The sequence below is a fragment of the Alteromonas lipotrueiana genome (genome assembly GCF_019249245.1).
GTDB classification, from domain to species: Bacteria; Pseudomonadota; Gammaproteobacteria; order Enterobacterales; family Alteromonadaceae; genus Alteromonas; species Alteromonas lipotrueiana.
On the sequence record NZ_JAESDK010000016.1, the window covers coordinates 1 to 24,858 of the forward strand.

General features: G+C 39.6%; 18 protein-coding genes. 2 read left to right on the plus strand and 16 right to left on the minus strand.

Features of this window, described 5'->3' with window-relative positions; genetic code table 11:
- The first annotated feature begins 278 nt into the window (after positions 1 to 278).
- Complete coding sequence (locus JK130_RS11335) at positions 279 to 1,043, plus strand: hypothetical protein (RefSeq protein ID WP_218354445.1); 765 nt, start codon at positions 279 to 281, stop codon at positions 1,041 to 1,043.
- A gap of 49 nt (positions 1,044 to 1,092) precedes the next feature.
- Here the strand turns inward: JK130_RS11335 and rfbB are convergent, their stop codons facing one another.
- The 14 genes from rfbB to JK130_RS11405 form a co-directional block, all read right to left on the minus strand.
- Positions 1,093 to 2,175 carry a dTDP-glucose 4,6-dehydratase gene (gene rfbB, locus JK130_RS11340; RefSeq protein WP_218354446.1) on the minus strand — a complete coding sequence of 361 codons (1,083 nt, stop codon included), beginning with the start codon at positions 2,173 to 2,175 and terminating at the stop codon, positions 1,093 to 1,095.
- A 15-nt stretch (positions 2,176 to 2,190) separates the two neighbouring features.
- Positions 2,191 to 3,045, minus strand: coding sequence for a dTDP-4-dehydrorhamnose reductase (gene rfbD, locus JK130_RS11345; RefSeq protein ID WP_218354447.1), 855 nt, complete (start codon positions 3,043 to 3,045; stop codon positions 2,191 to 2,193).
- Positions 3,046 to 3,054: 9 nt separating this feature from the next.
- On the minus strand, positions 3,055 to 3,600 hold the full coding sequence (rfbC, locus tag JK130_RS11350; protein ID WP_218354448.1) for a dTDP-4-dehydrorhamnose 3,5-epimerase: 546 nt from the start codon (positions 3,598 to 3,600) through the stop codon (positions 3,055 to 3,057).
- 23 nt (positions 3,601 to 3,623) lie between these two features.
- Positions 3,624 to 4,502, minus strand: coding sequence for a glucose-1-phosphate thymidylyltransferase RfbA (rfbA, locus tag JK130_RS11355; protein ID WP_218354449.1), 879 nt, complete (start codon positions 4,500 to 4,502; stop codon positions 3,624 to 3,626).
- A 201-nt stretch (positions 4,503 to 4,703) separates the two neighbouring features.
- The gene (locus tag JK130_RS11360) at positions 4,704 to 6,380 is read right to left on the minus strand and encodes a glycosyltransferase family 2 protein (RefSeq protein ID WP_218354450.1); all 1,677 of its coding nucleotides are present in this window, start codon (positions 6,378 to 6,380) and stop codon (positions 4,704 to 4,706) included.
- The gene (locus tag JK130_RS11365) at positions 6,377 to 7,459 is read right to left on the minus strand and encodes a hypothetical protein (RefSeq protein WP_218354451.1); all 1,083 of its coding nucleotides are present in this window, start codon (positions 7,457 to 7,459) and stop codon (positions 6,377 to 6,379) included. The genes JK130_RS11360 and JK130_RS11365 overlap by 4 nt, the downstream gene beginning before the upstream one ends.
- Before the next feature lie 116 nt (positions 7,460 to 7,575).
- Complete coding sequence (glmM, locus tag JK130_RS11370) at positions 7,576 to 8,919, minus strand: phosphoglucosamine mutase (protein WP_218354452.1); 1,344 nt, start codon at positions 8,917 to 8,919, stop codon at positions 7,576 to 7,578.
- Positions 8,920 to 8,957: 38 nt separating this feature from the next.
- Entirely contained in the window at positions 8,958 to 11,705 is a 2,748-nt protein-coding gene (locus JK130_RS11375) for a glycosyltransferase (protein ID WP_218354453.1), read from the minus strand.
- Between the two features lie 7 nt (positions 11,706 to 11,712).
- Entirely contained in the window at positions 11,713 to 12,846 is a 1,134-nt protein-coding gene (locus JK130_RS11380; RefSeq protein WP_218354454.1) for a hypothetical protein, read from the minus strand.
- A gap of 14 nt (positions 12,847 to 12,860) precedes the next feature.
- Positions 12,861 to 17,864 carry a glycosyltransferase gene (locus JK130_RS11385; RefSeq protein ID WP_218354455.1) on the minus strand — a complete coding sequence of 1,668 codons (5,004 nt, stop codon included), beginning with the start codon at positions 17,862 to 17,864 and terminating at the stop codon, positions 12,861 to 12,863.
- Between the two features lie 81 nt (positions 17,865 to 17,945).
- Positions 17,946 to 19,163 carry a UDP-N-acetyl-D-mannosamine dehydrogenase gene (wecC, locus tag JK130_RS11390; RefSeq protein ID WP_218354456.1) on the minus strand — a complete coding sequence of 406 codons (1,218 nt, stop codon included), beginning with the start codon at positions 19,161 to 19,163 and terminating at the stop codon, positions 17,946 to 17,948.
- Positions 19,153 to 20,280: a non-hydrolyzing UDP-N-acetylglucosamine 2-epimerase gene (wecB, locus tag JK130_RS11395; RefSeq protein WP_218354457.1), complete on the minus strand. Its 1,128-nt coding sequence runs from the start codon at positions 20,278 to 20,280 to the stop codon at positions 19,153 to 19,155. Before wecB ends, wecC begins: the two co-directional genes overlap by 11 nt.
- Positions 20,277 to 20,618, minus strand: coding sequence for a hypothetical protein (locus JK130_RS11400; RefSeq protein WP_218354458.1), 342 nt, complete (start codon positions 20,616 to 20,618; stop codon positions 20,277 to 20,279). Before JK130_RS11400 ends, wecB begins: the two co-directional genes overlap by 4 nt.
- A 54-nt stretch (positions 20,619 to 20,672) precedes the next feature.
- A complete protein-coding gene (locus JK130_RS11405) occupies positions 20,673 to 21,827 on the minus strand; it encodes a hypothetical protein (protein WP_218354459.1) in 1,155 nt (384 codons plus the stop codon).
- A gap of 250 nt (positions 21,828 to 22,077) precedes the next feature.
- Here JK130_RS11405 and JK130_RS11410 point away from each other — a divergent pair, with 250 nt between their 5' ends.
- Complete coding sequence (locus JK130_RS11410) at positions 22,078 to 23,367, plus strand: alginate O-acetyltransferase AlgX-related protein (RefSeq protein WP_218354460.1); 1,290 nt, start codon at positions 22,078 to 22,080, stop codon at positions 23,365 to 23,367.
- A gap of 52 nt (positions 23,368 to 23,419) precedes the next feature.
- Here JK130_RS11410 and rplQ read toward each other — a convergent pair whose 3' ends face one another.
- Both rplQ and JK130_RS11420 read right to left on the minus strand, forming a co-directional pair.
- Positions 23,420 to 23,818, minus strand: a complete 399-nt coding sequence (gene rplQ / locus JK130_RS11415; RefSeq protein WP_218354461.1) for a 50S ribosomal protein L17 — start codon at positions 23,816 to 23,818, stop codon at positions 23,420 to 23,422.
- A gap of 41 nt (positions 23,819 to 23,859) precedes the next feature.
- Positions 23,860 to 24,849, minus strand: a complete 990-nt coding sequence (locus tag JK130_RS11420) for a DNA-directed RNA polymerase subunit alpha (protein ID WP_218354533.1) — start codon at positions 24,847 to 24,849, stop codon at positions 23,860 to 23,862.
- Positions 24,850 to 24,858: the final 9 nt, after the last annotated feature.

The following is a 24,858-nucleotide window of genomic DNA, read 5'->3' on the forward strand; positions in this document are numbered from 1 at the left end:
AAACCGTTACCAGCGTTGCTCTGTAGCCTGACTGATAACCCTTCTTCAGTGTTGCCGTTTGGCCTGTCCCGTCGAAGTGGAGCGCATTCTAGCGACTCTCTAAAAAAGGTCAATACTTAATGCAAATAAAATTGAAAAAAACTCATTAAAAGGTTACTTTTTACACTTGCGTAACAAAAAGTGACCATTGTGGACTTATTGATAATGGTTTCGTTCTATCTTTACGCTATCTTATACATTAACCTGTTTGTTCACCCACTTTAGGAGTTCGGCTTTTTATGCGCAGTCTAAGCTATATAGCCTTAGCGGCTTGCATTTGCACCTCAGCCGGTGCTACGGAATTTTCAGATACCGAAGCAAAAGTGATTGACCCCTATCAGGTTAAGTTTCTTAAACGCCAGGTAGATCAGAACATGTCTATTGGCAGGGCTATCAAATCTATCGCCAGCCATTATCCCCAAGACGTAGTAGCAATTGTCGAAGTAGCATTAGAAACCTACCCCGACTACTACCAGGAAATTATTCATTCAGCGATATCTGCTCAACCTTCGTCCACTAAAGAAATAGTTGAACTCGCTATCGCTAAAAACGTGAGCTCATGCCCGGCTATTGTTAAACTCGCAATCTCTGCTGAGCCTAGCTATGTAGACTTTGTGGTTCAGGCGGCAGCCAACGCCACACCCGATGAATTAAATGAGATTGTACGAGTGGCGGTACTAACCGAGCCAAACTCTGCCGACTCTATTGTCCAAACCCTTTCTCGCCAACACCCAAACAAACTCGTCGATATAATGACTACCGCGCTGAACACCGTTCCTTATGTAGGAGAATATGTTGTTGATGCCTTATTGGCTATTTTCCCAGGTCAGGCGGATAATGTTGTAACCACCGCGATTAAAGAATCCGCGGCGCAGCGTGAACAAATATTACGTATCCTGGAAACCGCCCAAGATGCGGGTGTGGCAGATGACCGAATCAGACAGTATGGTCTGGATGCAGGTTTTTCTGATGAAGAATTGGCAGGTGTATTAAACGACAAGTAGTTTTAGACTGAACAAAAAGAACCCGCTTTTAAATGCGGGTTCTCATAGCTTAGCTTCCAGCCCCGAGCCTTTCACCCTGATAACTTCCATCAAGGACCGCTTGCCACCAGCTTTCATTATTTAGATACCATTCGATGGTTTTACGTATACCAGATTCAAATGTTTCTTGCGGGCTCCAGCCTAACTCGCGCTCTATTTTTGAGGCATCTATAGCATAACGCATATCGTGTCCCGGACGGTCCTGTACATACGTAATCTGCTCAGCGTAAAGGGATTCTTTTGGCTTTACTTCATCCAGAATTGAACAAATGGTTTGTACGACTTCTAGATTCTGCTTTTCATTGTGGCCGCCAATATTGTAGGTTTCACCAATCTTCCCCTCCAGTGCAACAAGAACCAATGCTCGGGCATGGTCTTCTACATATAGCCAGTCGCGGATTTGGTTGCCCTTACCATAAACGGGCAACGGCTTTCCTGCCAGCGCATTCAGAATTACCAGCGGAATCAATTTTTCCGGGAAGTGATACGGGCCATAGTTGTTTGAACAATTGGTGACAAGCGCAGGTAATTTATAGGTTCGCAACCATGCCCGTACTAACTGATCGGATGATGCTTTAGAAGCAGAATAAGGGGAACTTGGCGCATAGGGCGTGGTTTCAGTAAATAGTGGAAGCTCCGTACCCGGTTCCATTTCATCGGGATGAGGTAAGTCGCCATACACTTCGTCGGTAGAGATATGATGAAACCTAAAGCTTTCACGCTTGTTATTAGTTAAATCATTCCAATATGCGCGAGCTTGTTCAAGTAGCGTATAGGTACCGACTACGTTAGTCTGGATAAACTCGCCAGGCCCATCAATTGACCGATCAACGTGTGACTCAGCCGCCAGATGCATAATAATATCAGGCTGATACTGTTCTAATACGGTACGAACGCTTTCGCCATCACATATATCCACCTGCTCGAAGTGATAACGATTGTCAGAATCTATACATTGCAAAGATTCAAGATTGCCCGCATAGGTCAGTTTGTCCAGATTGATAACCGTATGCGTAGTGTCATTAATAAGATGGCGCACTACCGCTGACCCAATAAAGCCAGCGCCGCCAGTTACAAGAATGATTTTCTTCATCAACTTTCTCGATTGTTAAAGTGCATCAAGCATTTTAGCTAACTGACTTCGCCAATGCTGAGGCTGAATAGTGCTGAAAGCTTGTCGTGCCGAGGTTTTATCCAACACGCTGTAAGGTGGGCGTTTGGCGGGCGTAGGATATTGTGAAGACGGAATCGGTAAGATGGAAATTGCAGACTTTAGTAAGCCTTTTTGCAACGCCAGCTCCTGAATTGCACAAGCAAAATCGTACCAGCTGGCGACGCCTTCATCAGTCCAGTGAAAAACACCTTTGGTACAGTTTTGAGCGGCAAAAACACAGGCTTGGGCCAGCCCCCGGGCCCACGTGGGCGTACCTATTTGGTCATCAATAACGCCCAATTGCGGCTTTTGCGCCATTAGCGTAAGCATCGTTTTTACAAAATTATTGCCATGTACTGAATACACCCAGGCAGTGCGCAACAAACAACTTTGTTCGGGCAAAATTTTTAACAGGGCTTTTTCACCTTCAGCCTTTGTTCGCCCGTATACGCCTTGGGGCTCAATGGTATCGTCAGGCATGTAAGGCACACCTTTGTGCCCGTTGAAAACATAGTCTGTAGAAACATGCACCATGAAAGTATTTGTACTTTTGCAGTAGCGAGCCAGGTTTTCGACACCGTCACAGTTGATTAGGTGTGCAGCTTCAGGCTCTGATTCGGCTTTATCTACCGCGGTATAGGCAGACGCATTAATTATCGCCTGTGGGGCCAAAGCACCCAACGTAGAAAACAGTCTTTCGCTATTAACCAGATCGATATCATCCCGACCTAAAAAAGATACCGATTCGGGCAATAGTTGTTGTAGTTCGCGTGCCAGCTGACCCGACTTACCAATAACGACAATATTCACATCACCACCTTAAAATGTCGGGGCGTCAGAAAAATCCAAACCATCTTCATCTTTTGCTGACAACGACGGTTTTTTGCCATCTAATAGTGGCCAATGAATACCGATATCTGTATCGTCGTACTTCACCGATACTTCAGATTCGGGATGATAATAGTCGGTACATTTGTACACAAATTCAGCCGATTCACTGGTGACATAAAAACCGTGTGCAAAGCCAGCCGGAACCCATAGCTGCCGACTATTTTCAGCCGAAAGCATGACCCCAACCCACTGACCGAACGTTGCCGAGTTCTTGCGCATATCGACCGCAACATCAAACACCTCACCATGGGTAACACGTACTAATTTACCCTGAGTTTGTTCTAGCTGATAATGCAAACCCCGTAAAATCCCCTGTCGCGACTTAGAGTGATTATCCTGTACAAATTCGACATCGGCGCATTCCTTTTGAAACCAGTCGGTGCGAAAGGTTTCCATAAAGAAACCACGCTCATCGCCAAATACTTTCGGCTCGATGATTTTCACATCGGGAATGTCTGTTTTGATTACTTGCATACTTTACTACTAACCTGAATATATTATTTAACGCGATCATTGATTACTTTAAGCAGATAATCGCCATATCCGCTTTTTATTAATGGGGCAGCGAGCTGTTCAAGTTGGGTCGCGTCGATATAACCCATACGATAAGCAACTTCTTCCGGGCAACAGACTTTCAAACCCTGACGTTTTTCAATAGCGGCAACAAAATTGGCCGCATCCAATAGACTATCCAGTGTTCCGGTGTCTAACCACGCTGAACCGCGGCCCATCAGCTCTACCTTTAATGAGCCATCCTTTAGGTATAAATTATTCAGGTCAGTTATTTCAAGCTCTCCCCTGGCAGAGGGTTTGACCTCTTTAGCAAAATCCACAACGCGGTTATCATAATAATACAAACCCGTAACTGCGTAATTTGATTTCGCCTTTTGAGGTTTTTCTTCAATAGATAAAGCATTCCAGTCATCATCAAAGTCAACCACACCATAACGCTCAGGATCATTTACATGATAACCAAAGACGGTAGCGCCTTGCTCTTGTTTAAAAGCGCTTTGTAAAGAAAGCTTCAAATCATGGCCATAGTAGATGTTGTCACCCAAAACCAGCGTGCAACTGTCATTACCGATAAACTCTTCACCAATTAAAAAGGCCTGCGCCAGACCATCGGGGCTTTTTTGTACCGCGTATTGAATATTCATGCCTAAAGAAGTTCCGTCTCCTATAAGCTGAACAAATCGCGACTGCTCTTCAGGCGTGGTAATGATAAGAATATCTCGAATGCCCGACATCATCAGAGTAGACAATGGGTAGAAAATCATCGGCTTGTCGTACACTGGCATCAGTTGCTTACTAACTACTGAAGTCAGAGGGTGCAAGCGGGTGCCGGAGCCACCGGCGAGGATTATTCCTTTTCTCATAGCTAAAGCTGAGCCTTCACAAATATTAATAAAAAAGAACGTCTGCTTGTATGGAAAAAGTAATCAGACCCGACAAACAGCATTTAATAGGCTGGTAATGGTAAGCCCGAGCGTAGCGATACTCAATGCCTGGTTTATGTTTTGTCACCAGCGTTTACCTTTACAAACCATAATACATTCAATAAATCGCTGGCGGCGGCGTCAATACTCTTCTTTTGCCTTAATAGCAAAGTTCTCGCGCTTTAGCGTAAGATTTGGGTTGTAGGCCGGATCGTGATCGATATATTGACCCCACGTGGTTTTTAGGTAGTTTAGCTCTTTATTGAAGCGCGCCGCCTTTTCAGGAGTGATATCCAAACCACGCGACACCGATTCATGATGAAACAGTTCAGCTTCGGCGCAATAAAGATTGCGGACTCCGGATTGAGCTACCCGCAAACAAAAATCCACATCATTGAAAGCTACGTGCAGGTCTTTTTCGTTTAATCCGTCTACCTCTTCATACTTAGACTTTTTCACAAATAAGCAGGCGGCAGTTACCGCACTGTAATTCTGAGTTGCAAGCAATCGATTCATGTACCCTGGGTGGTAGCGTGGAAAATACTTGTGCGCGTGCCCTGCCCCGCCACCATAGCCTAACACCACCCCGGCATGCTGAATTCTGCCATCTGAGTACAATAGCTTTGCTCCTACGCAACCTATGTCGTCGCGCATAGCATGAGCCGCCATATATTCAAGCCAGTGATCTGAAATAACTTCGATATCATTATTAACCAGACCGACGACTTCGCCTTTTGCCTGCTTTACTGCAAAATTATTGATCGCTGAGTAGTTAAAAGGATATGGGTATTTCAGAACTCTGATTCGTGGATGTTGATTCAGTTGCTCAAAAAACTCCAGACTTGCGGTCTCGTCTGAATTGTTGTCTACCAGTAAAATTTCGTAATTCTGGTAAGTAGTTTTCTCTAAAATAGAATCAATACAGGCTTTAACTAACTCTTTGCCGTTGTAAGTTGGAATGACCAGAGATACAAGAGGTTTGGACAGTAAAGGCCATTGCACTGACAACACGTTACCAGTCAAATTTTCGGTTTGCAGATGATGTTTGTTTATGATTTTTTTTAAGCTGTCTAAGTCAGGCTTAATAGCTCTGCTCTGCGTAAAAGACAGTGGTAAATGATCAATTGAAAAATCTACACCTGCTAAATAAGCATCGGCCAACGCACTTTCAATATTATTACTATCGGAAAAAAACGGGTTAAGCCGGGAGTCAGGCTTCAACATAACAGCCGATTTAACATACCCTGTAGACAATAATAAATCGGGATTCCAGTCCGGTAAAAACTCATAAGTTTGCAGTTTATTTTTTTCATCAACCGTGAATGCATCGAAGTAGGTTACATCCGATTCGGGGCTTTTTCTGTCAATCGGCAGGATGTCTTCATACACTTCTACGCCCGCTTTTAAAACGAGCAGAGGATAAATACCCATAACTATTGCCGAACGAGGTTTTACCGGCAAAGCTGTATTTAAGCCCTCCCGACATTTGCTGTGGTCAACATAAACCGAGTTAACGTTAGTTTTTAAACGGCATAGCGAGGCAGCCGTCTTTGCAAAGCCCTTCTCGCCAATAATCAATACATTAATAGTCTGTTTAATAGGTAGGGCCTTTTCAACACGTGCAGCCTGACCCAAAAGATGTAATTGATGAAGTTGACGTGTCTTTCTTAGCGAAGGTACTTCATAGGCAATACTAGATTGACGTAATTTATTGCCATACCACTGTCGTAGGTTGTGATACCCACGCATTCTGTTTTTTGATTTTTCGGGTAACAGACCATAAGCGCCTTTTACTGCTTTAAGCAGAAGATCTCTCATTTATTGTTCCTCTGCTGTTGTGAAAATAGAGTTGTTTTAAGCTTAAAAGCCAGTTTTACCCAGTAAGGCACAACTTTATTTAGTATTTCTACACGTTGCGGATTTTCTAACTTTTCTTGATATAACCGAGCCTGCTCGTAAGCCGTATGTAAAGCGGTATAAGTTAGCTTCTGATCGGCAATCATACCCCTCAATATTCGTTCAAACTTGATATCTGAGAGAATCTGCTGTTTGTAATTTTGATTTTGAAGTTGCTCACACTGTTGATAGAAGTCGCTACTCCAGTCAAGGTTTCGTTGATGTAAAAAGTGCTTTAATTGTAGCAAATATCTTGCTTTCGCAGTCTCAAACTCTTCGTCACTTAGCAGCGAGAAAGGTTGACCGTCACCGTAACCTTGTAGTGAAAGATCGAGGCGATCTTGTAAGCTTTCTAAATCGAGCTGATTGAACCAGCGTTTTACTTCGATTGCCTCTATAGAGTAAGATGAATTAACCCTACCCACTGCCGTACTGACATTTTTTGCATCTATACCAACGGTATCAAGAAAGTCAGATACCAGGTTGTTTCTCGCAAACAGTGACGTACTGTAAGGGCGGAGGATAAATCGATTCTCTCCAATTGATGCAATCATTTTGGACATAAACGTTAAAGACGATTGTGTATAATTCCCCGGATCAAATAGCGTAGTTCTACTATGTCTTTTTACTGACTGATTGTAGGAGGATTGCAATGTCTCTAATCCAAACCGAACATAACCTACAAATAGAGCGCCGGGCACTTTCTCCGCGAGTATTGCCAAACTTCTGAAAAAAAATTCAGATGAAAAAATGACTGTATGACAATTTTTTTGTTCAGCTATTTGCTGCTCATTACTAAATAGCGACTCAGAAAACTCAAAATTTGCTTTGCTACCAGAAAAAACACTACGCAAATTACCAGAGCTAACACCGTTCAAATCCAGTGAGTGCTTAGGATAATGAATACCCTGCTTCAATAACCATTCGTAGTTAGTTGAAAACCACTTTTGTATTGCCGAAGTACCTGTTTTAGGTGGGCCGAAATGGAAGATAACGCGCATTAAATTACTGACTTCTTAATTGGAAAGAATTTTAAATAAATCTTTCATATAAAAAAGCACTGGTACAAGCTGTCATTACTAACAGAATGAACTAGCGCAACGTATCTATAGCCTTATTAGGATTCAGAATCGATGACTTTTGCCAAATTTTCTGCAAAAAAGCTTGCATCATTATGATGAAGGGCTTCTACCATAATGCGTATAAGCGGTTCAGTACCTGACTCCCGCAATACTAACCTTCCAGTCTCGGCAAGCGACGCCTTAAGATTTTCCACCGCTTGAATTACGATTGGCGCCTGCAAAGGATCTTTTATCCCGTTGATGCGAACATTAGCAAAACTCTGAGGGATTTTGGTCATACCCTTTTTAAGTTCGTGCAAGGGATGACCACTAGCAACAATAATTGCTAAAACTTGTAAAGCAATTACTAAGGCATCACCTGTAGATGAATGGCCTAAATGCAATATATGGCCAGAGGGCTCCCCTCCAATCTTCCAACCATTTTCTTTAAGTTTTTGCATTACATATCGGTCGCCTACTTCTGCTCTTTCAAAAGCTATCCCCAACCCTTCAAGCGCCCGCTGCAAACCTAGGTTTGTCATTAATGTGCCAACAACACCACCACTGTAGCCATCCCGCTTGGCCGCTCGAGCTAACAAAAAAAGAATCTCATCACCATCGACAACCTCTCCTTCATGATCGACCATAATAAGCCGATCTGCATCTCCGTCGACGGCAATCCCTAAATCTGCCTGGTGTTTAATAACTGAATTTTGTAGGTTTGTTAAAGAAGTAGAACCACAATCTTGATTGATATTTATGCCATTAGGCTTATCATGAATACTAACAACCTCAGCCCCCAGTTCTAATAAAACGCTAGGGCCTACTTTATAGGCAGCGCCGTTAGCACTATCAATAACTATTTTTAGACCTTGCAGGCTTGCTTCTGTGGGGAAAGAACCTTTGCAGTACTCGATGTAACGTCCTGCTGCGTCTTCAACTCTTCTCGCTTTTCCTAGCCTTTCTGAGCTTACGCAATCAATACCGTTTTTCAACGCATAACATAGCTTTTTTTCAACCTGGTATTGTTGTTCGTCCGATAATTTTGCGCCCCGCTGGGCGAAAAATTTAATACCGTTATCATAATAAGGGTTATGGGACGCACTAATGACTACGCCAGCGTCAGCTCTAAACGTAGACGCGAGATATGCCACGGCCGGCGATGGAATCGGACCCGCCAATGCAATATTTACTCCTGCAGCAGATAAGCCAGCCTCCAGTGCAGACTCAAGCATATACCCGCTTGCCCGGGTATCTTTGCCAATCAGCACTTCCTTGGTACCTGAAGCTGCCAAAACGGTACCGGCTGCCCAGCCTAATTTCATTACAAAATCAGGCATCATTGGTAGTTGTCCAACTTTACCGCGTATTCCATCAGTACCAAAATACTTGTTGCCCATCTTCAATCCTACAGCAATTCTTTTTTATAATTAAAACTTTAGAAGTTAAAATGTGACATGAATTTTTCAGCCACTACCTTCTTATTAAAGTATGTGGCGGCCCTCCGTCTTCCTTGCTGTCCCATTTCCACAATACTAGTTGTGTCTGCACTGAGTTTCATTATTGCAGCGACAACATGCTCTATATTTTTATATTCAACGACGATTCCACAACTTTCATCAATTACCTCTGAGACAGCGCCCCAGTCGTATGCAACCACGGCTCTACCGCACGCCATAGCTTCGAGTACTGTTCGCCCAAACGACTCTTGAAAATGAGATAAATTTAGTACGATATGTGCATCTGAAATGCCTTGCCACGACGACTCCGCGTAGCCACAAAATAACAAATTCGAAGGTAACCCCTGCTTTTTCCAATTAACTACATATTCATTAATAGGACCATATAACTTGAACGCTACGTTGATATTTAGCTTTTTTAATCTTTCAGCTACCGCAATAACATCATCAATTCCCTTTTTGGGTAGATTACTGCTCAGCACTACTATCTTTATTTCACTGTCAAAGTTCATCGGAGCCAAGGGATAATCGTTAATATGAATAGTATTCGGTATAACGGTTGCGCTCGATGATGGTTGTAACCATTTCGCTACCGCATTTGAATTAGCGATAAGTCTACATCCGGTAGCATGAAGTGAATTTCTTACATCTGTATGAGTTGTACCTAAAACTTCACATAGATCCGGATCATACTCAAGAAGCTCTCTTACATGTACAGTCGTAGTAAGGTCTAATTCTCTGGCGGCAATAGCGGCTTCGCCAAGAACCAAGGTATTTATATAAACCTGCTTGATTGCGTGCCTAATCATCAATTGTTTAAATTGATCAACTGTAGCTGAACAAGCTTGTTTATTCTTTTCCCACCAACCATATGGAAGAATGATGACGCTACTGACCAAAGGAACTATCTTTTCGATGTAGCTCTTGTTACTTGCGCTAGGCAAAGTGACTATAATATTGAGCTTTTGTTGAGAAAGCACTTCAATAACATCTAAAAAACTGCGTTCAGCACCAAATAGCTCATCTGTAACCTGGTGCCCAACCATCAACAAGGTAGGTTTTGCAGCAATCCGAGATTTACTTCCAGCAATACCTATTGGACTTTTGAGCTGTTGAGGTGCATCGATGAAGCGCTCTATGGACTCCCACAGGCTAACGTTCAATTTAAAAGCGAGGCCAGTAACACTGCAGATGGCAGAGGGATCTCGCCCTTCCGTTAAACCAAAACGGATAAAATGATTAAATGGGTTAGCTTTTGCTAGTCTCACATCTTTATAACGAGACAAATACCATTCGGCATCGAATAATCCACTATCCTTAAGACGAAGAGCTAGATTACTTTCCTTAGCACGTTGCGTTCCACGACAAATAAGAAAAGGAACTGCAAAAGGTCTTTTACTAGGCTTTTCTGGCATAAAAAGACGCTTGGATGAATTGTGCCATTGTATCGCGGCGTCGTGATAATCCTTCCTTACTCCCTTAAATTGTGTACGCAAATGTGTAGCTTTTGTCTGACTAAGGGATGATTCGTCAGCTCTTCCGAAGGCAAGTGGAACACCTGGTTTTACTTCCAGGATGCTCTTATCACCAAATACTTTCCTAATTCGGTGATAGTATTCTGTGTCAGCATTAACAGACACCCGGTCCCAAAACCCTAATTTGCGAAAGACTTTTCGTTTGAACATCAACGAGGATACATTACGATAAACCCATCCTTCCTCCATGCGCCAACGCTGAAAACTAAGATCAGGTGTAGTACGAACCCAATGAGATACCGACGCAGCGGCTTTGGGGTTCCAGATTAATACGGCCACTTGTAATCTAATTTTATCAGGATGCGACCAGTCATCGGCATCATGAGTTGTTATCAGGCTCCCCTTGGAAACTCGTAATGCTGCGTTTCTAGCTGCATAAGCTCCACTATTTTCTGGCATTGATAACAGTCGAATGCGCCTATCCCGCTCACTAAACTGTTGAACGACCTCTCGCGACGTATCTGTAGATGCATCGTCCGCAACCAGAATCTCCAACTTTTGGTAACTCTGATTTAAAAGACTTTTGAGCGCAGTAGATATTGTCTTCTCAGCGTTATAACAAGGGATAATGACTGTAACCAAAGGGTCAAAATACCGATGATTACTGCGAGCGTAAGCAGAAATTAAATCTAAAGAGTTACCGGAATTAGTATTGATAAGAGCTAAATTGTGATTTTCGAAAACCTTGTTAATCTGCTCGAGTTTATCTGAACCAAAGTGAAGCATCGACTTTGCTAAGGCTTTATCTTCAGAATATACCCACCTTTCATCATCCAAAAGTGATTTCGCAAGTTGATGCTCTTGCAAATTAAAATAAATCGAAAACGCGAGTAAAAATGGGCCCTGGCACCCTATAACATCAAAAATAATGTCATTTTCGAGCATCTTATTAATATATACCCGCGCTTGAATCCATTCTCCATTACTTCCATACCACCTAGCTAAAGACCAAGCAGCGAAACTTAATTCGACTGATTCACTTTCGTATAATAAAACATTTTCTAAATCATAAATTCTAGCACTATGGTTAGATTGAGACCAGAGCCTACAATCAATATCGACACTCTTTATAAAAAAAGGAAGTCTGCCTTCTTTTTTACCAAACTTAATATAGTGCTGATATGGGGAAATAGAAGACTCGCGGACATCAGGGTACCTTTCAAGATACCAAACTTCATCGAACTGATTCATTAACTATCTAATACTTTACAATTGAGAAATCATTTGACTGGAAGAAAAACTTTTTGAAAGGTAGAGATATAGTAAAAACTCCATGCTTACTAGGAGTAGGATTAGAATTGGTCTTTCTAATAAATACCCAGTCAACTTTAACTGGAATTTTTTTCAAAAGTTCATGAACATCAACTTTATTGTAAATAACGAGTAGCTTACAATGGTTACTTTTCAAACTTTCAGCGTCGTTCGATTCTGAAACAGCTAGATTAGATAACTCACTTACGTTAATGAATTTCGATACGTAATCGAAGTCTATTAGCGCTTTTTCTTTACTATCTGTGATAACTTCGATTAAAGATGAATCATAAGACAAAGTCTCTATCAATTTTTTATAAGGGGTATTGGCTGGAAAATGAGAAGTGTGAAATTTGCCAGAATGTTTTTCACAATGTCTTATGTCATAAAGCTTTTCCGGATGTTTATCTTGGAAGTAATCTACAATGGGTAAATGATGTGCTTCAAACGTCATATCATCGAATACATTTGAAGATAAAATAAGTTTTTTAGGCGGCCCATATTTATTTAACCAAGAAAAGATATCAGGATAATCGATTTCGTCGCCCTGACTACGTATTACTTCTGCTGTATTTTCGAAATTCCACCAGATGTCCAAATAAAATTCGGCATTTCCTATTAAACAATAGCCATTAAAGTATGAGCTATACTTTAATGCGGCCAATCCCCCGGCACTAGTACCAAATGTCAGAATATCGCCAACGTTAAAACTTTGGAAAAACGCTAACACTTCTATAATAATTGATTCAGAATCTATTTTCGATGTACCCTGAAAAAACGTAGAATCAAAAGAAATTGTAGTATTATTACCTTCCCTGTATTTGGCAAGCACCGGATCACTGACACACAAAATATTAGTGTTATCCACGGACCAATCATGTCCTCTAAAAACTGGTAGTGAAATAGTAGGCTCGACAGCAGCGTGAAAACTAACCAATGTCCCATAGTCATTTGATTTATGAGAGTAATAAAAATCAGTATTCTTGTAAATAAAGTGAAACTGAAATAATCCCGAAGATATAAGACAGGAAATATCATCAAGCTTATCAATTAGTTTTGTTTTATAACCGTAAGAATTCAAGATATAACTCCACACTAATAAACTATATTTCTAAATTTGTTGGACATGCTTTCAAAACTAAACTTATCTGCGACTAAAGATATAGAATTAAAACTTAACTCTTCTAGGCTGAAATCGTCAGATTCAAAAAGTTTAAACACACGAATGAATTCCTCAATGTTACTCGTTTCATTATCGTGCATTACTTTGGATAATTTGTTATACGGCTTTTCCTCGAAAAGATTATCAAGGTTAAGTTCAGGAAAATTGAAAAGATAACCGTTAACTCCATCTTTTATTAGAGAAGAAACTGCTCCGACATTTGAACTTAGTACGGGCAGCCCCAAGGAATTAGCTTCGATAAAGGTGTAAGGAAGACCTTCAGTAGCAGTGGTGTAGACCAAAGCATCTACTGATTTAAACAGCTCTATTCGTTCCTGAGCATTGAATTCTTTGTCGTGGAGTTCAATTACACTTCTACCTGCTAATTTGTTACACTTTGCAATCACGCTGTCTAAACCTTTATGGGCGAGAGGGCCACAAATTAAAAGTGTATAGCCACTGTCATTGCGCATTACATACTCGGTGAAGGCCTTACAAAGAAAATCAGCACACTTTAATCTCGCTATTCTTCCAAAAAAAGCGACCCGGTACGATCTAACTTTCTTAACTTCGGAATACTTCAGACCATTAGCTCCTGAATCTAGAGCCGGTGTAATATTATGAAATCTACTTGAAAAATCCGCACCACAAGAAAACTTAATCTTTTTTATTATATTTTTATTTATTGTAATTAACTCATCCACCAATGATAGATGATTAGTAATTTCAACAGTAAAAGGATGAATATCTGAATGCAAGATAGGGTATATTCTGGAGCCACCGCTTTTAAGAGAAGAGAGTAATTTCGATAGTAAATCCCTATCAACAGGAAAACTATTTACAAATGTGAAATCGAAAGAACTATCGAACAGCTCTGAATAATTTTCCATATAAACGACTTTCATATTTCGATTTATTGTCTTCAGAGCGTCGAGTTTGTCTTTTTCTATAATTTCATTAACAAGGACCGTTATGCTACAGCCATATAATGATTCAATTAATTGCTTTGTATATTTTTGCACGCCCCCGACATTCATATTCTGCGTGATTATTAAAATACGCTTTTCGCAGAGTTCTCTGATTTGATAATTATACAAATAGGAGGCGACATCTTTTGATATAAAACACCTTCGCCATGCCAAGTAGTTTTTTACACCTAATTTGAAATCCTCATCAAAACATCTTTTCAAAAGAACGCCAAATCTATCTCTCGTGACACTATCGCGGTCAGGATCATTTGGATCGAATTCATAAAAAAGAGGATATGAAGATCCTAGCTGCTCCTCATAAGCGGGAGTTCGCGCTGCTATCAGCGGTATTGAATAATTAATTGAATCTATATTCTTATTTGAACCACTGTACATCTGTGTTGATGACTTCCAGGTATTCACAATCACATCTAATTGAGAGAGAGCTAGTTCCTTTTCATGTTTTGAATAGTTAGAAACTTTTATCCAATCTTTATCTGGCAGCTCTTTTAATACATTGATCGTGTAAACTACTAACTGAATATTTTTTTCTGGGTACTGTTCTCTTAACAGCTCTATCGTTTCAATAAGTAAATCAGGATACGTACCATCGTAAATCGTGCCAATAACACCCACGATAAACTTACTTTTTAACTGATCACGTAAGTGGTTCGCATCTCCAGTGGTCTTGGTAATTTCCCCATCGGTAACACTTGATTGATAGCGGATAAATGAAGATTTTGGAATTACTCTGCAGTCTCTATAGCCTAGCGTACCGTCATCATCAAAATCACTTAATAAAAGTTTTTGAGAAAAATGGTAAGAAGCTTCTGTTTGAAATCCAACTATAGAATCTGTCCATATCCTCTCTACAAAATTGTGGCTAAATACTTTGGGAAGGGATAATTCGGATTCAAAAAATTTAATAAACTTCTCAGACTCGCCACTCCTATAAAACGAGATATCGTATTTTCTTGAGGGCAATAAGATTTTAGATAAATATTTTGAATGACCTACAGATCGTTTTGTAGCTTCTATATTATACCGTCTGGAAAATGCTTCTTCATCAAATAAACCGTCGGAAAAAAGATCATTTACATATATGTCGTTATAGTACACATCATTCTCAACAGATAGCACAGCCATTTCGTTTATCGCATTGATAGAGGCTCCGCTCCATTTATAAGAAATTATCCACTTATCTGCATACAAATAGTAAATTTTCTTTTTATCAATTTGAATGAAATCTGTATAGTCTTTTGTAATCTGAGTCCAATCAGCTTGTTCTTGTACCCATCTGTATGCTTGATCAAGCAGCTCTGTAGGATACCCCTTTTTAAGTATGTCAATTAAAGAATTTTTCAAACTTTCTGTATTACCCGCTTTAAATACAAGAGCTCTATTACCCCCATCAGCCAATCGGTTAAGCGCTTTACAGTCTGAAACAAGTAGAGGAACTTTTCTAGCAAAACAATCGAATGGCTTTAGGGGCTCTACATTTTGGCACACTGAATAAGGCAAACGGGGAATAATGAAAAGATCAATCTGATTATAATATTGGTCAATATTATTTGAAAACCCTTCAAAAGTAACAAAATTATATTTAGATAAATCAAGAATCCATTTCTCTTTAATAGAGATTTTTCCAAGTAGAATGACTCGGATATTATAACCCTGTGCAATTAGCTCTCTAATTGAATCAAGCAAAAAGGCTATACCTTCGTAATATGTTATTGCACCAAAATAGCCTATTACAAATGAACTGCCTGCTTCAGCATTAGCTTTAGGTTTCCTCACACTAACAGATTTAATATCAAAACCATTACCAACTATCTGATAGTTTTGAATAGGTTGCTGTAATTTATTCTGTACATAAGCTTGCATCTCAGAACATATGAAAACGACCTTGTCTGCTTTTGAGACAACCTCTAATTCAGCGTTTAGGCTACTTTTATAAAAATCATCTGATTCTAAGTCGTATGTCTTAGACTTTTCTTTCATCTTAGCTGCATAGGTTTCATGCCATAGGCCACGCATCTCATATATGAATACGAAAGGAATATTTTTCCTTAATTGAAGAAAAGGTGCGGCATTTTCAAAATTAGAAGCTGCTATTATAGAGTTTGGTGCTAACCATTTTATTAACCGCGCTAGGAAATCGATGCTTTTTGGAATGAAACACACACTGTTTGTCACACCAAAGGTATCATTAGTGAATGATACTAGTGGAATTATAATGCCATTTTCAGCAAAGCCGTTTTTTAAATGTAGAGATCGTTTGTGATAACCAGCTGAAAAGTTATTTTCATTTGTAGATACAAAATACAAGATTTTACTCAAAGCAGATAGCCTGGATGCCTCACATATCGACTCCAGAACAGATAATCCATTTTCTAGACTAAATACTTGATGGTGGTTTTGGTTCATTTCCCTTGTATCAGTCAGAACCAAATCCCAGTTCGATAAATCAATAGAACTGTCGATATTAAGGAAGTTGAAAGCTGCTTGATCTTTTAACTTTTTACGGTCTGTATCTTCCATACCGGTGAGAGTTAAGGCAATTCTATTTACGTTTTTAGCTATTTTTGTATAACTAGATATTACCTTATTAATTTCATCTGTATTTTTTCCATTTACCTCAAGAAGAACTTTAAAGATAGATTCCTCTCTTGAGATATTCAAAGGTTTTGGCGTAGAAATAATATTAGATGTGTGCCTTGTCACTTTTTCCTTTTCAAACGTATCAATCAGTGACTGGATATTTGAGCTCATCATCAAATCCTCAGCCTTATACAATCGATTTGTATTTTTTAGGTTGATAATCTGATCAGCTAATTCATGAACGTTGCCGCTTTCGAAAACTTTCACATTATGATAGTTTTTAGCGTAATATGTTAGCGGAGGAAGATTTGATACTATTATATTTTTCTTATGGGCTAATGCTTCAACCAACTTAAGAGGGGGAACGAGATTACATACCTGTTCATTCCGCCTCGGTATTACAATTATATCTATAGCATCGTAATATTTTTTTATTGAATCATGACTTACGCGACCAGTCTGCAGCAACCATGAAAATTTAGATTCCATCTTTTTATCTAATACTGCTAAGGGACTTTTATTTCCAACAACAATTAGCTGTATATTATTTCCTTCGCTGATTAGCCATTTACAGGCTTCTATTAAGTCATCAAGCCCCTCATATTCATTCGTACTACCAACAAAACCTACAGTCAAACAATCCTTTTTTATCCCTAAAGAATCATTGTTGCAGTCCTGAGTTTGATTTGGAATTTCTTTAACACCATTAGGAATTACACTTATAAGATCTTTAGTAATACCTCTATTAATCAACTCATCTTTCATCAATTCGTTAAGAGTAAGAACTTTATCAGATTTTTTTGCAACGAAAGTATCGCGCATTTTTTGCTTGTGATAATCCTCGCTATCAACATAGCTTTTATTTTTCGCTACGCGTGTGAGCTCCCAGAATCCGCGAACTTCATTAAGAAAAGATAAATTCAAATGTCGCGCTGCAATCAGAGCTGGTAATGAGGTATTATAATCAGAAGCACCTACAACGTACTCTGGTCGATAGATTTCAAAAAGCCGAATAAAGTAGGCTACTTCTTTATCGAGTATTTCCTCTGAAGAGCCGATATCAAAGTATTCACCTTTGCCTGAATGAACATATCTTACATTTTCGACCCATTCTTCTGTAGAAACACTTATATCGGAAGATAAATTCCAAGGTCTTCCGGGTTTAATAAAACAAATTGTTTCGTACCCTTTTGATGTTAGTGCCTGAGCTACATTTTGGGTTCGTATCGCATAACCGTTACTTGCGTAACTTGCACCGTGGCTAACAATGTAAGCAACTCGCTTTTGGATAGGAATTTTTGATTTAATCTTTCCATCAAGTAATAGATGTTCAGCTTTTTCAAGTAAATAATCCTGCGTTATATCCATAGCGAGTTACATTATCCAGAGTTTTTTGGTGAGTTTTATTAAAGTTTTGTTTACCTACCAGCGAAGGTGGGAGGTCCGGTTTTACTTAAACAAGCCTGCGAAGTCTATTGTTAAGTCATGAGCTACATGGGTTTTAAATTGCTTATGTGCAACCAGATAGACCAAAATATCCGCTGTCTTGGCGGTATCTTCGTCAACTAATTTAAGCCCATTCACTTTTTCTACGTTCGGCTCAACCGCTACGACATCCAGTATTTTGTTAAGTGCAGTAGTGATTCGGAGGGCCGGTGATTCTCTTAGATCATCAATATCTGGTTTAAACGCAAGTCCCATACAGGCTACTTTTGGCGGACGCCCCTGCTTATTTTCAAACTGAAGAGCAGCATTTTTCACTTTCTCGATGACCCAATCGGACTTATAGTCGTTGGTTCGGCGTGCCTGCTCAACCATTTTTGCTTTACCGTTGCCTGAGTTGACAATAAACCAAGGATCTACGGAAATACAATGTCCTCCAACTCCGCAACCGGGTTGCAATATATTCACTCGAGGATGGTGATTGGCTAGCTTAATGAGCTCATAAACATCAATTTCCATTTCATCACTGAGCATCGACAGTTCGTTAGCAAACGCAATATTTACGTCTCGAAATGCATTTTCCGTTAACTTCGCCATTTCAGCTGTTTTAGCATTTGTTTCAAGTACTTCGCCTTGTACAAAACTGCGATAAAATTCAGCTGCAGCTAAAGTCGATGATTCATTAATCCCCCCTACCACACGGTCATTTTCAATCAATTCACGCATAATATGACCTGGCAGGACACGTTCTGGAGAGTGAGCTACATGAATACTAGAAAGATCTACGCCTGCTTTTTCTAACTCGTCCGCCATCATTTGTGTTGTTCCTACAGGCGATGTTGATTCAAGCAGAACTAAATTTCCAGGCTTAATGTGCGGCGCAATAGCTCGCGTTGCGCTAATGACATAATCAAGATTAGGAACTGGTGAATTGGTTACCTGATTAAGTTGGTCATGATGAAAGGGTGTTGGCACCGCTACTAGAAAAATATCTGCAGCTGTAGGTTCAAGATTCGCTGTTAGCATCCCACTATTAACTGCTGAATTTACAAACGTATCTAACTCAGGTTCGACGATATGAATCTTACCCTCGTTAATAGTATTTACGGCGTGCTTATCAACATCGACGCCATGGACTTTGAAGCCTCTGTTAGCGAGGAGAGCTGCTGTGGGCAAACCAATGTAACCTAAGCCGACAACACAAACTGATTTATTAATTTCCATAATGGTCCTTTAAGATCTGAATGATACGATCACACGCTTTACCATCTCCATACGGATTATGGGCAAAGCTCATGTCTTTATATTCTTGGTCGTTAGTTAGTAGGCGAGTAAGACTAGATGTAATTTTATCGATATCAGTCCCCACTAACTTAACAGTACCTGCATCAACTGCTTCCGGACGCTCGGTCGTATCTCGCATTACAAGTACGGGTTTACCCAAAGAGGGGGCTTCTTCTTGTATTCCGCCGGAATCAGTAAGAATGACATAAGCTTTATTCATCAGATATACAAACGGTAAGTAATCTTGTGGCTCTATTAATCGCACATTAGTAATATCTTTCAGTAGCCTGTTAACTGGTTCCTGTACGTTTGGATTTAGATGTACAGGATATAAGATTTGGCATTCGGGATGCTGCTTAGCAGTTTGTGCTAATGCTGCACAAATACGCTCAAATCCGCCACCAAAACTTTCACGGCGATGTCCTGTTACAAGGATAAGCTTTTTGTTTTCATCAATAAAATCGAATTTACTTTGCATCTGCTTCAGTAAGTTCTGGTCATTATCAAATTTCGCTGTTACGTCTAGTAATGCATCAATAACTGTATTACCTGTGACAAAAACAGACTTGCCTGGTACTGATTCAGCTATTAGATTGTTTTGAGATTTAGTAGTTGGAGCAAAGTGTAGACTGGTAAGGGCGCCGGTGAGCTTTCGATTCGCCTCTTCAGGCCAAGGAGAATAAATATTTCCTGTGCGCAATCCTGCTTCAACATGGCCCACCGGAATCTGTTGATAATAAGAAGCTAGGCTTGTAGCAAATGTTGTCGCGGTATCACCATGAACCAACACAATATCGGGTCTGAATTCGTTAAATACTTTCTTCATGCCTTGAAGTATGCCGGTCGTTACATCAGTTAAGTCCTGACCCGGTTTCATTAAATTCAGATCAAAATCGGGGACCAAATTGAAGAGACCAAGCACCTGATCAAGCATTTCTCGATGTTGGGCTGTAACACATACTCTTGCGTCAATACTATCAGTTGCAGCTAACTTTATTGCTAGTGGTGCCATTTTTATTGCTTCAGGGCGGGTTCCGAAAACTGTTAAAACTTTCATTTTTGAATTAGCTCCTCAAGCTGGGCTTTACTATCTAAGGCCTCTTTATAATATTTTTCCAAAAGAGATTGGGTCTCTGATAGCTGCTTTTTTAATTCATAACTAGAGTACTCCTCTCTTTCTGCGAAAATTGGAGCTGTGATAGACTTTAGAAAAGAATCGTCAAATGAAGATGTTCTTTGAAGTTTTCTTCTTTTACACAACCAGATATTCGTCGTAAAAAGCGCTGTCCCTAATTTTTCCTGGGCCAAATTATAGTATTTTTCTGCTTCATCGTATTTCGCCTCAGAAAAATAGAAGTTTGCAATCTCGCTGAAATAGTTAGAATTAAATTCCATAACCAACCTCTAATTGATTTGTAATGAAAGTAGAGTGTAGAGATACTAATACTTTTAACATGACCTTCTATTTTCCGAACGACCAAATTTAATAAAATGAATTAAAGGATTCAAGCCAGACTCAGAAACATCTTTATATTTATTCAAGTAGTATTCTGTATCGAACTTGGAAGATGGGTTTCTGCCCTCAACCGCACCATATAACAGATAATGTTCGGCGGGATCTGTGAAAGAAGCATCGACGTCAGGGTATGTGGAAATATACCAGTCAGGATCAAAGTACTCACTTTTATAAAGAAGCTTAATATCATCCAAAAGAATCTTCCGCTTCTTTTGTTTAGGTAGTAAATTCTTCATTAGCGGCAAACATTTAATATAAATCTTCCAAAATAGGGAAGACTTTAACATTTTAAGCTCTGCTAATTGTGATCGTAACCTTGATTCATCTTCTTGCTTTTTTAATATTTTTCTTTCAAGATTAAGAATCTCTCTACCTTTTTTTCGTTCCAACTGATAATTTTTTTGGTAGCTTTCTTTCTCTAATAAAGAATTAATTTCAAAACTTTTTTCTAGTTCTTCTTGAACAATAAATAGCTGTTTCAGGATCGACTCGTATTCATCACTATCACTTACGGATTCTTTTGACTTGAAATATGAGTCAACATTAATATTTTTGGCGTGAAGTTTGAAATCTCCACATCCGATAGCTTCAAATGATGTCTCTAATAAACCCAAAAGTTCATCGCTTTGATAAATGTAGTAGCTCAATAGATAGGTGGCGTCATCACAGTTGAAGCAATATCTACCGTCTTTAATGGTAAATAATGTTAATTCAACATCGGATTCAGAAAAACAGTCTAGCTCTTCAAGGGATAACAGGGAAACAAAGCTGTTATATTTTTTTAAGGCTTTCAGCAATGCTCGTCTACAGGAAATAAAATTATTCTTGCGGAGCTCGAAGTTTGTCCCATTGATGAAATATTCAACCATTACTACCATTAGGGGTATTAATACCAGCTTAACTTCAACGTCTTTATTCTGCTTAGCAAAATCAAAGAGCTCGATGATATCAACCGGAACACTAACTATAGATTGTTCGTCAGTATTATTTTTTGCTTCGTCCAGCGAAGTAAAACTCTGTATGTTCGTTAATTTTCCGCAGAGTTCCTGCCAAGCATCAGAACCATCAACTGTACAATAAACGACCACCGCACCTCCTATATTAACTTTATAAGCTAATCTATACTTTATCTAGGATGAATCTCAAGATTGTAATTATTACAAAAACTTGCTAATCCTAACAGATTATATGTTGTTTAAGAACCAAAAGTAATAAACTAGTTTATTTACTTGACGTATTTTTTAGACTAGTGATATTTTTTCAGTCGACTAAAACGGACTACTGTCTTTGTTTTTCCATCAATATGGAAAATCGGTTCTGACGTATAAGGCACCCACTTTGAAAGATTTCAAAATTCATCTTTTCGAACATGGTTTTCATGATAAAAAGATATCACTACAGCTTAACGAGCCGGTGGCTGAGCAGGAGTTAGACTATAATGAAGCGGTCAATCGTGGCATTCGCATAAAAGGCTATCTGTCATGCGACAATCTTACAAATATTAAGGTTGGTTTAAGAATAAATAAAACGTTTCATTCTCTAACCTTAATAGAGATCGACTATCACAATCATCTCTTCGATAATGAAAGCTACACGCCTGAGTGTACTTTTTTATTTAATGAGTCTGTCGTTTTTGAATGTAACGAGTCTACTCTAGAGGTCATGGAGGAGGATCAGGTCCATGTACTTTATACAATAAGGGTTAAACATGAATTAGAGATATTAGAAGGTAAAAATAACTGGCTATTTTTGGACAATGACTCTAATTGTAGTGTAGACCAGTTCAGAGGTAAACTTCTACTTTCATGGTCAAGACGCAGGCTTTGGAAACGTTTTCTTAAAGAGCTAATATTTTTATCTAAACGTAATAACATAAAGATATTAACTTTAATAGTTCCATCTAAAGAATTAATCTATCCTGAATTTTATCCATATGAAAAATCAAATAAAACAGTATTGGATCAGTTAGTTAAATTAGCACCCAATAATTGTAACTTATTAATTCCTCTGAATGAGTTAAGAGATTTAGAAGAAAGTACGTTTAGAAAATGCGACTCACATTGGAATGATTATGGGGCCCAAAAAGCGACATCGCTAGTCGCCCTAAAGCTATTAGATTCTGACTATAGCTATGCATTCGAAAACGACCTCTATGTGAAAAAAAGATTAGGCGGAGATTTAGGTAATAAACTGTTTCCAAAAAGAAAAAGTCCAGAGCTAGTATTAAAAAACTACGATTATACAGAAAACGTGATTTTTGATAATAAAATAAAGAATAAAGGAAGAATTATTGTAATAGATACTATTGAATCCGCAAGCAAGGAAACACTACTTCTCTTTGGCTCTTCTTCAACCTATCCAATGCTTAATTATTTAACTAGGATCTTTAAAACAGTATTTTTCGTTCATTCAGCAGGTCATATTGATTTGAAATTATTAGATTTAATTAAACCTAAGTATTTACTGAATCAGACAAATTCGAGATTTTTGATAAAGCCTGCCACTACTGATTTTTCTACCGAATTAGTTATAAAGCTTAAGAAGCCCAGTCATAAGCCATTTATCCAGAACTCAGGTACTGAAAAAAATTTATCGGATCTCATAACTAAATTATATTGCTTGCATTAACAAAAAACCCGGCATAAGCCGGGTTTTTTTATACGAATTCACTTAGTTAAGCTTATTCTTCTGCTGCTTCAGCTTCTTCAGAAACTTCTTCAACAGGACGGTCTACTAGCTCAACAAACGCCATTGGGGCGCTGTCGCCTGCACGGTAACCGCATTTAAGAATGCGTGTGTAACCGCCTGGGCGGGCCTCATAACGAGGACCTAAGTCATTGAACAGTTTACCTACCACTTCTTTATCACCAGTGCGTGCAAAGGCCAGACGGCGGTTTGCTACACTGTCTTGCTTAGCAAGTGTGATTAGTGGCTCAATTACGCGACGTAATTCTTTCGCTTTGGGTAACGTCGTTTTGATCACTTCGTGCTTGACCAAAGAGCCGGCCATGTTTTTAAACATAGCTTGACGATGGCTGCTGTTGCGATTCAACTGACGACCACTCTTACGATGGCGCATAGTTTTATCCTTCTCTACAAATCAGTTTGATAAAAACCTGATTAATCTTTGTCAGCGATGCTCTCTGGTGGCCAGTTTTCCAGGCGCATACCCAGAGATAGACCACGAGAGGCTAACACGTCTTTGATTTCAGTTAGCGATTTTTTACCAAGGTTTGGCGTTTTAAGAAGCTCAACCTCAGTACGCTGAACCAGGTCACCAATATACTGGATAGCTTCTGCTTTCAAACAGTTGGCAGAACGTACGGTTAGCTCCAAATCATCTACAGGACGAAGTAGAATCGGATCGAATTCCGGCTTCTCTTCTTTCTGTACAGGCTCTGAGACATCACGTAAGTCAACAAACGCATCTAACTGTTCAGCTAAAATAGTAGCAGAACGGCGGATCGCTTCTTCAGGATCCAAGGTGCCATTTGTTTCCATGTCGATAATAAGCTTATCAAGGTCTGTGCGTTGTTCAACACGGGCAGACTCAACAGCATAAGCAATACGTTCAACAGGACTGAATGAAGCATCTACTAACAAACGACCAATTGGACGATCATCATCTTCTGAGGAGCGACGGGTAGAAGCCGGAACATAACCACGACCCATTTCTACTTTAATGCGCATGCTGATTTCAGCTTCGCCGGTTAAAGTACAAATAACGTGATCAGGATTCGTAATTTCTACATCACCATCATGCTGAATATCACCAGCAACAACAGGGCCAGCGCCAGACTTCACTATGGTCAGCGTAGCTTCGTCTTTACCTTCAAGACGAACCGCTAAACCCTTTAGATTTAGCAGGATTTCGATAACGTCTTCTTGAACACCTTCTTTAGTGCTGTACTCGTGTAGAACGCCATCGATTTCTACTTCAGTAACTGCGCATCCTGGCATGGATGACAACAGAATACGACGCAGGGCGTTACCCAGAGTGTGGCCAAAGCCGCGCTCTAGCGGTTCCAAAGTTACTTTGGCACGAGTAGATGAAACGTTTTCGATCTCAACTAATCTCGGTTTAAGGAATTCAGTCACAGAACCCACAATGCTTCCTCT

What these genes read in the sequence shown, in the direction of transcription:
- JK130_RS11335 (WP_218354445.1), top strand. Translation starts at nt 279, where the DNA reads ATGCGCAGTCTAAGCTATATAGCCTTAGCGGCTTGCATTTGCACCTCA.
- rfbB (WP_218354446.1), bottom strand. Translation starts at nt 2,175, where the DNA reads ATGAAGAAAATCATTCTTGTAACTGGCGGCGCTGGCTTTATTGGGTCA.
- rfbC (WP_218354448.1), bottom strand. Translation starts at nt 3,600, where the DNA reads ATGCAAGTAATCAAAACAGACATTCCCGATGTGAAAATCATCGAGCCG.
- rfbA (WP_218354449.1), bottom strand. Translation starts at nt 4,502, where the DNA reads ATGAGAAAAGGAATAATCCTCGCCGGTGGCTCCGGCACCCGCTTGCAC.
- JK130_RS11360 (WP_218354450.1), bottom strand. Translation starts at nt 6,380, where the DNA reads ATGAGAGATCTTCTGCTTAAAGCAGTAAAAGGCGCTTATGGTCTGTTA.
- JK130_RS11365 (WP_218354451.1), bottom strand. Translation starts at nt 7,459, where the DNA reads ATGCGCGTTATCTTCCATTTCGGCCCACCTAAAACAGGTACTTCGGCA.
- glmM (WP_218354452.1), bottom strand. Translation starts at nt 8,919, where the DNA reads ATGGGCAACAAGTATTTTGGTACTGATGGAATACGCGGTAAAGTTGGA.
- JK130_RS11375 (WP_218354453.1), bottom strand. Translation starts at nt 11,705, where the DNA reads ATGAATCAGTTCGATGAAGTTTGGTATCTTGAAAGGTACCCTGATGTC.
- JK130_RS11385 (WP_218354455.1), bottom strand. Translation starts at nt 17,864, where the DNA reads ATGGATATAACGCAGGATTATTTACTTGAAAAAGCTGAACATCTATTA.
- wecC (WP_218354456.1), bottom strand. Translation starts at nt 19,163, where the DNA reads ATGGAAATTAATAAATCAGTTTGTGTTGTCGGCTTAGGTTACATTGGT.
- wecB (WP_218354457.1), bottom strand. Translation starts at nt 20,280, where the DNA reads ATGAAAGTTTTAACAGTTTTCGGAACCCGCCCTGAAGCAATAAAAATG.
- JK130_RS11400 (WP_218354458.1), bottom strand. Translation starts at nt 20,618, where the DNA reads ATGGAATTTAATTCTAACTATTTCAGCGAGATTGCAAACTTCTATTTT.
- rplQ (WP_218354461.1), bottom strand. Translation starts at nt 23,818, where the DNA reads ATGCGCCATCGTAAGAGTGGTCGTCAGTTGAATCGCAACAGCAGCCAT.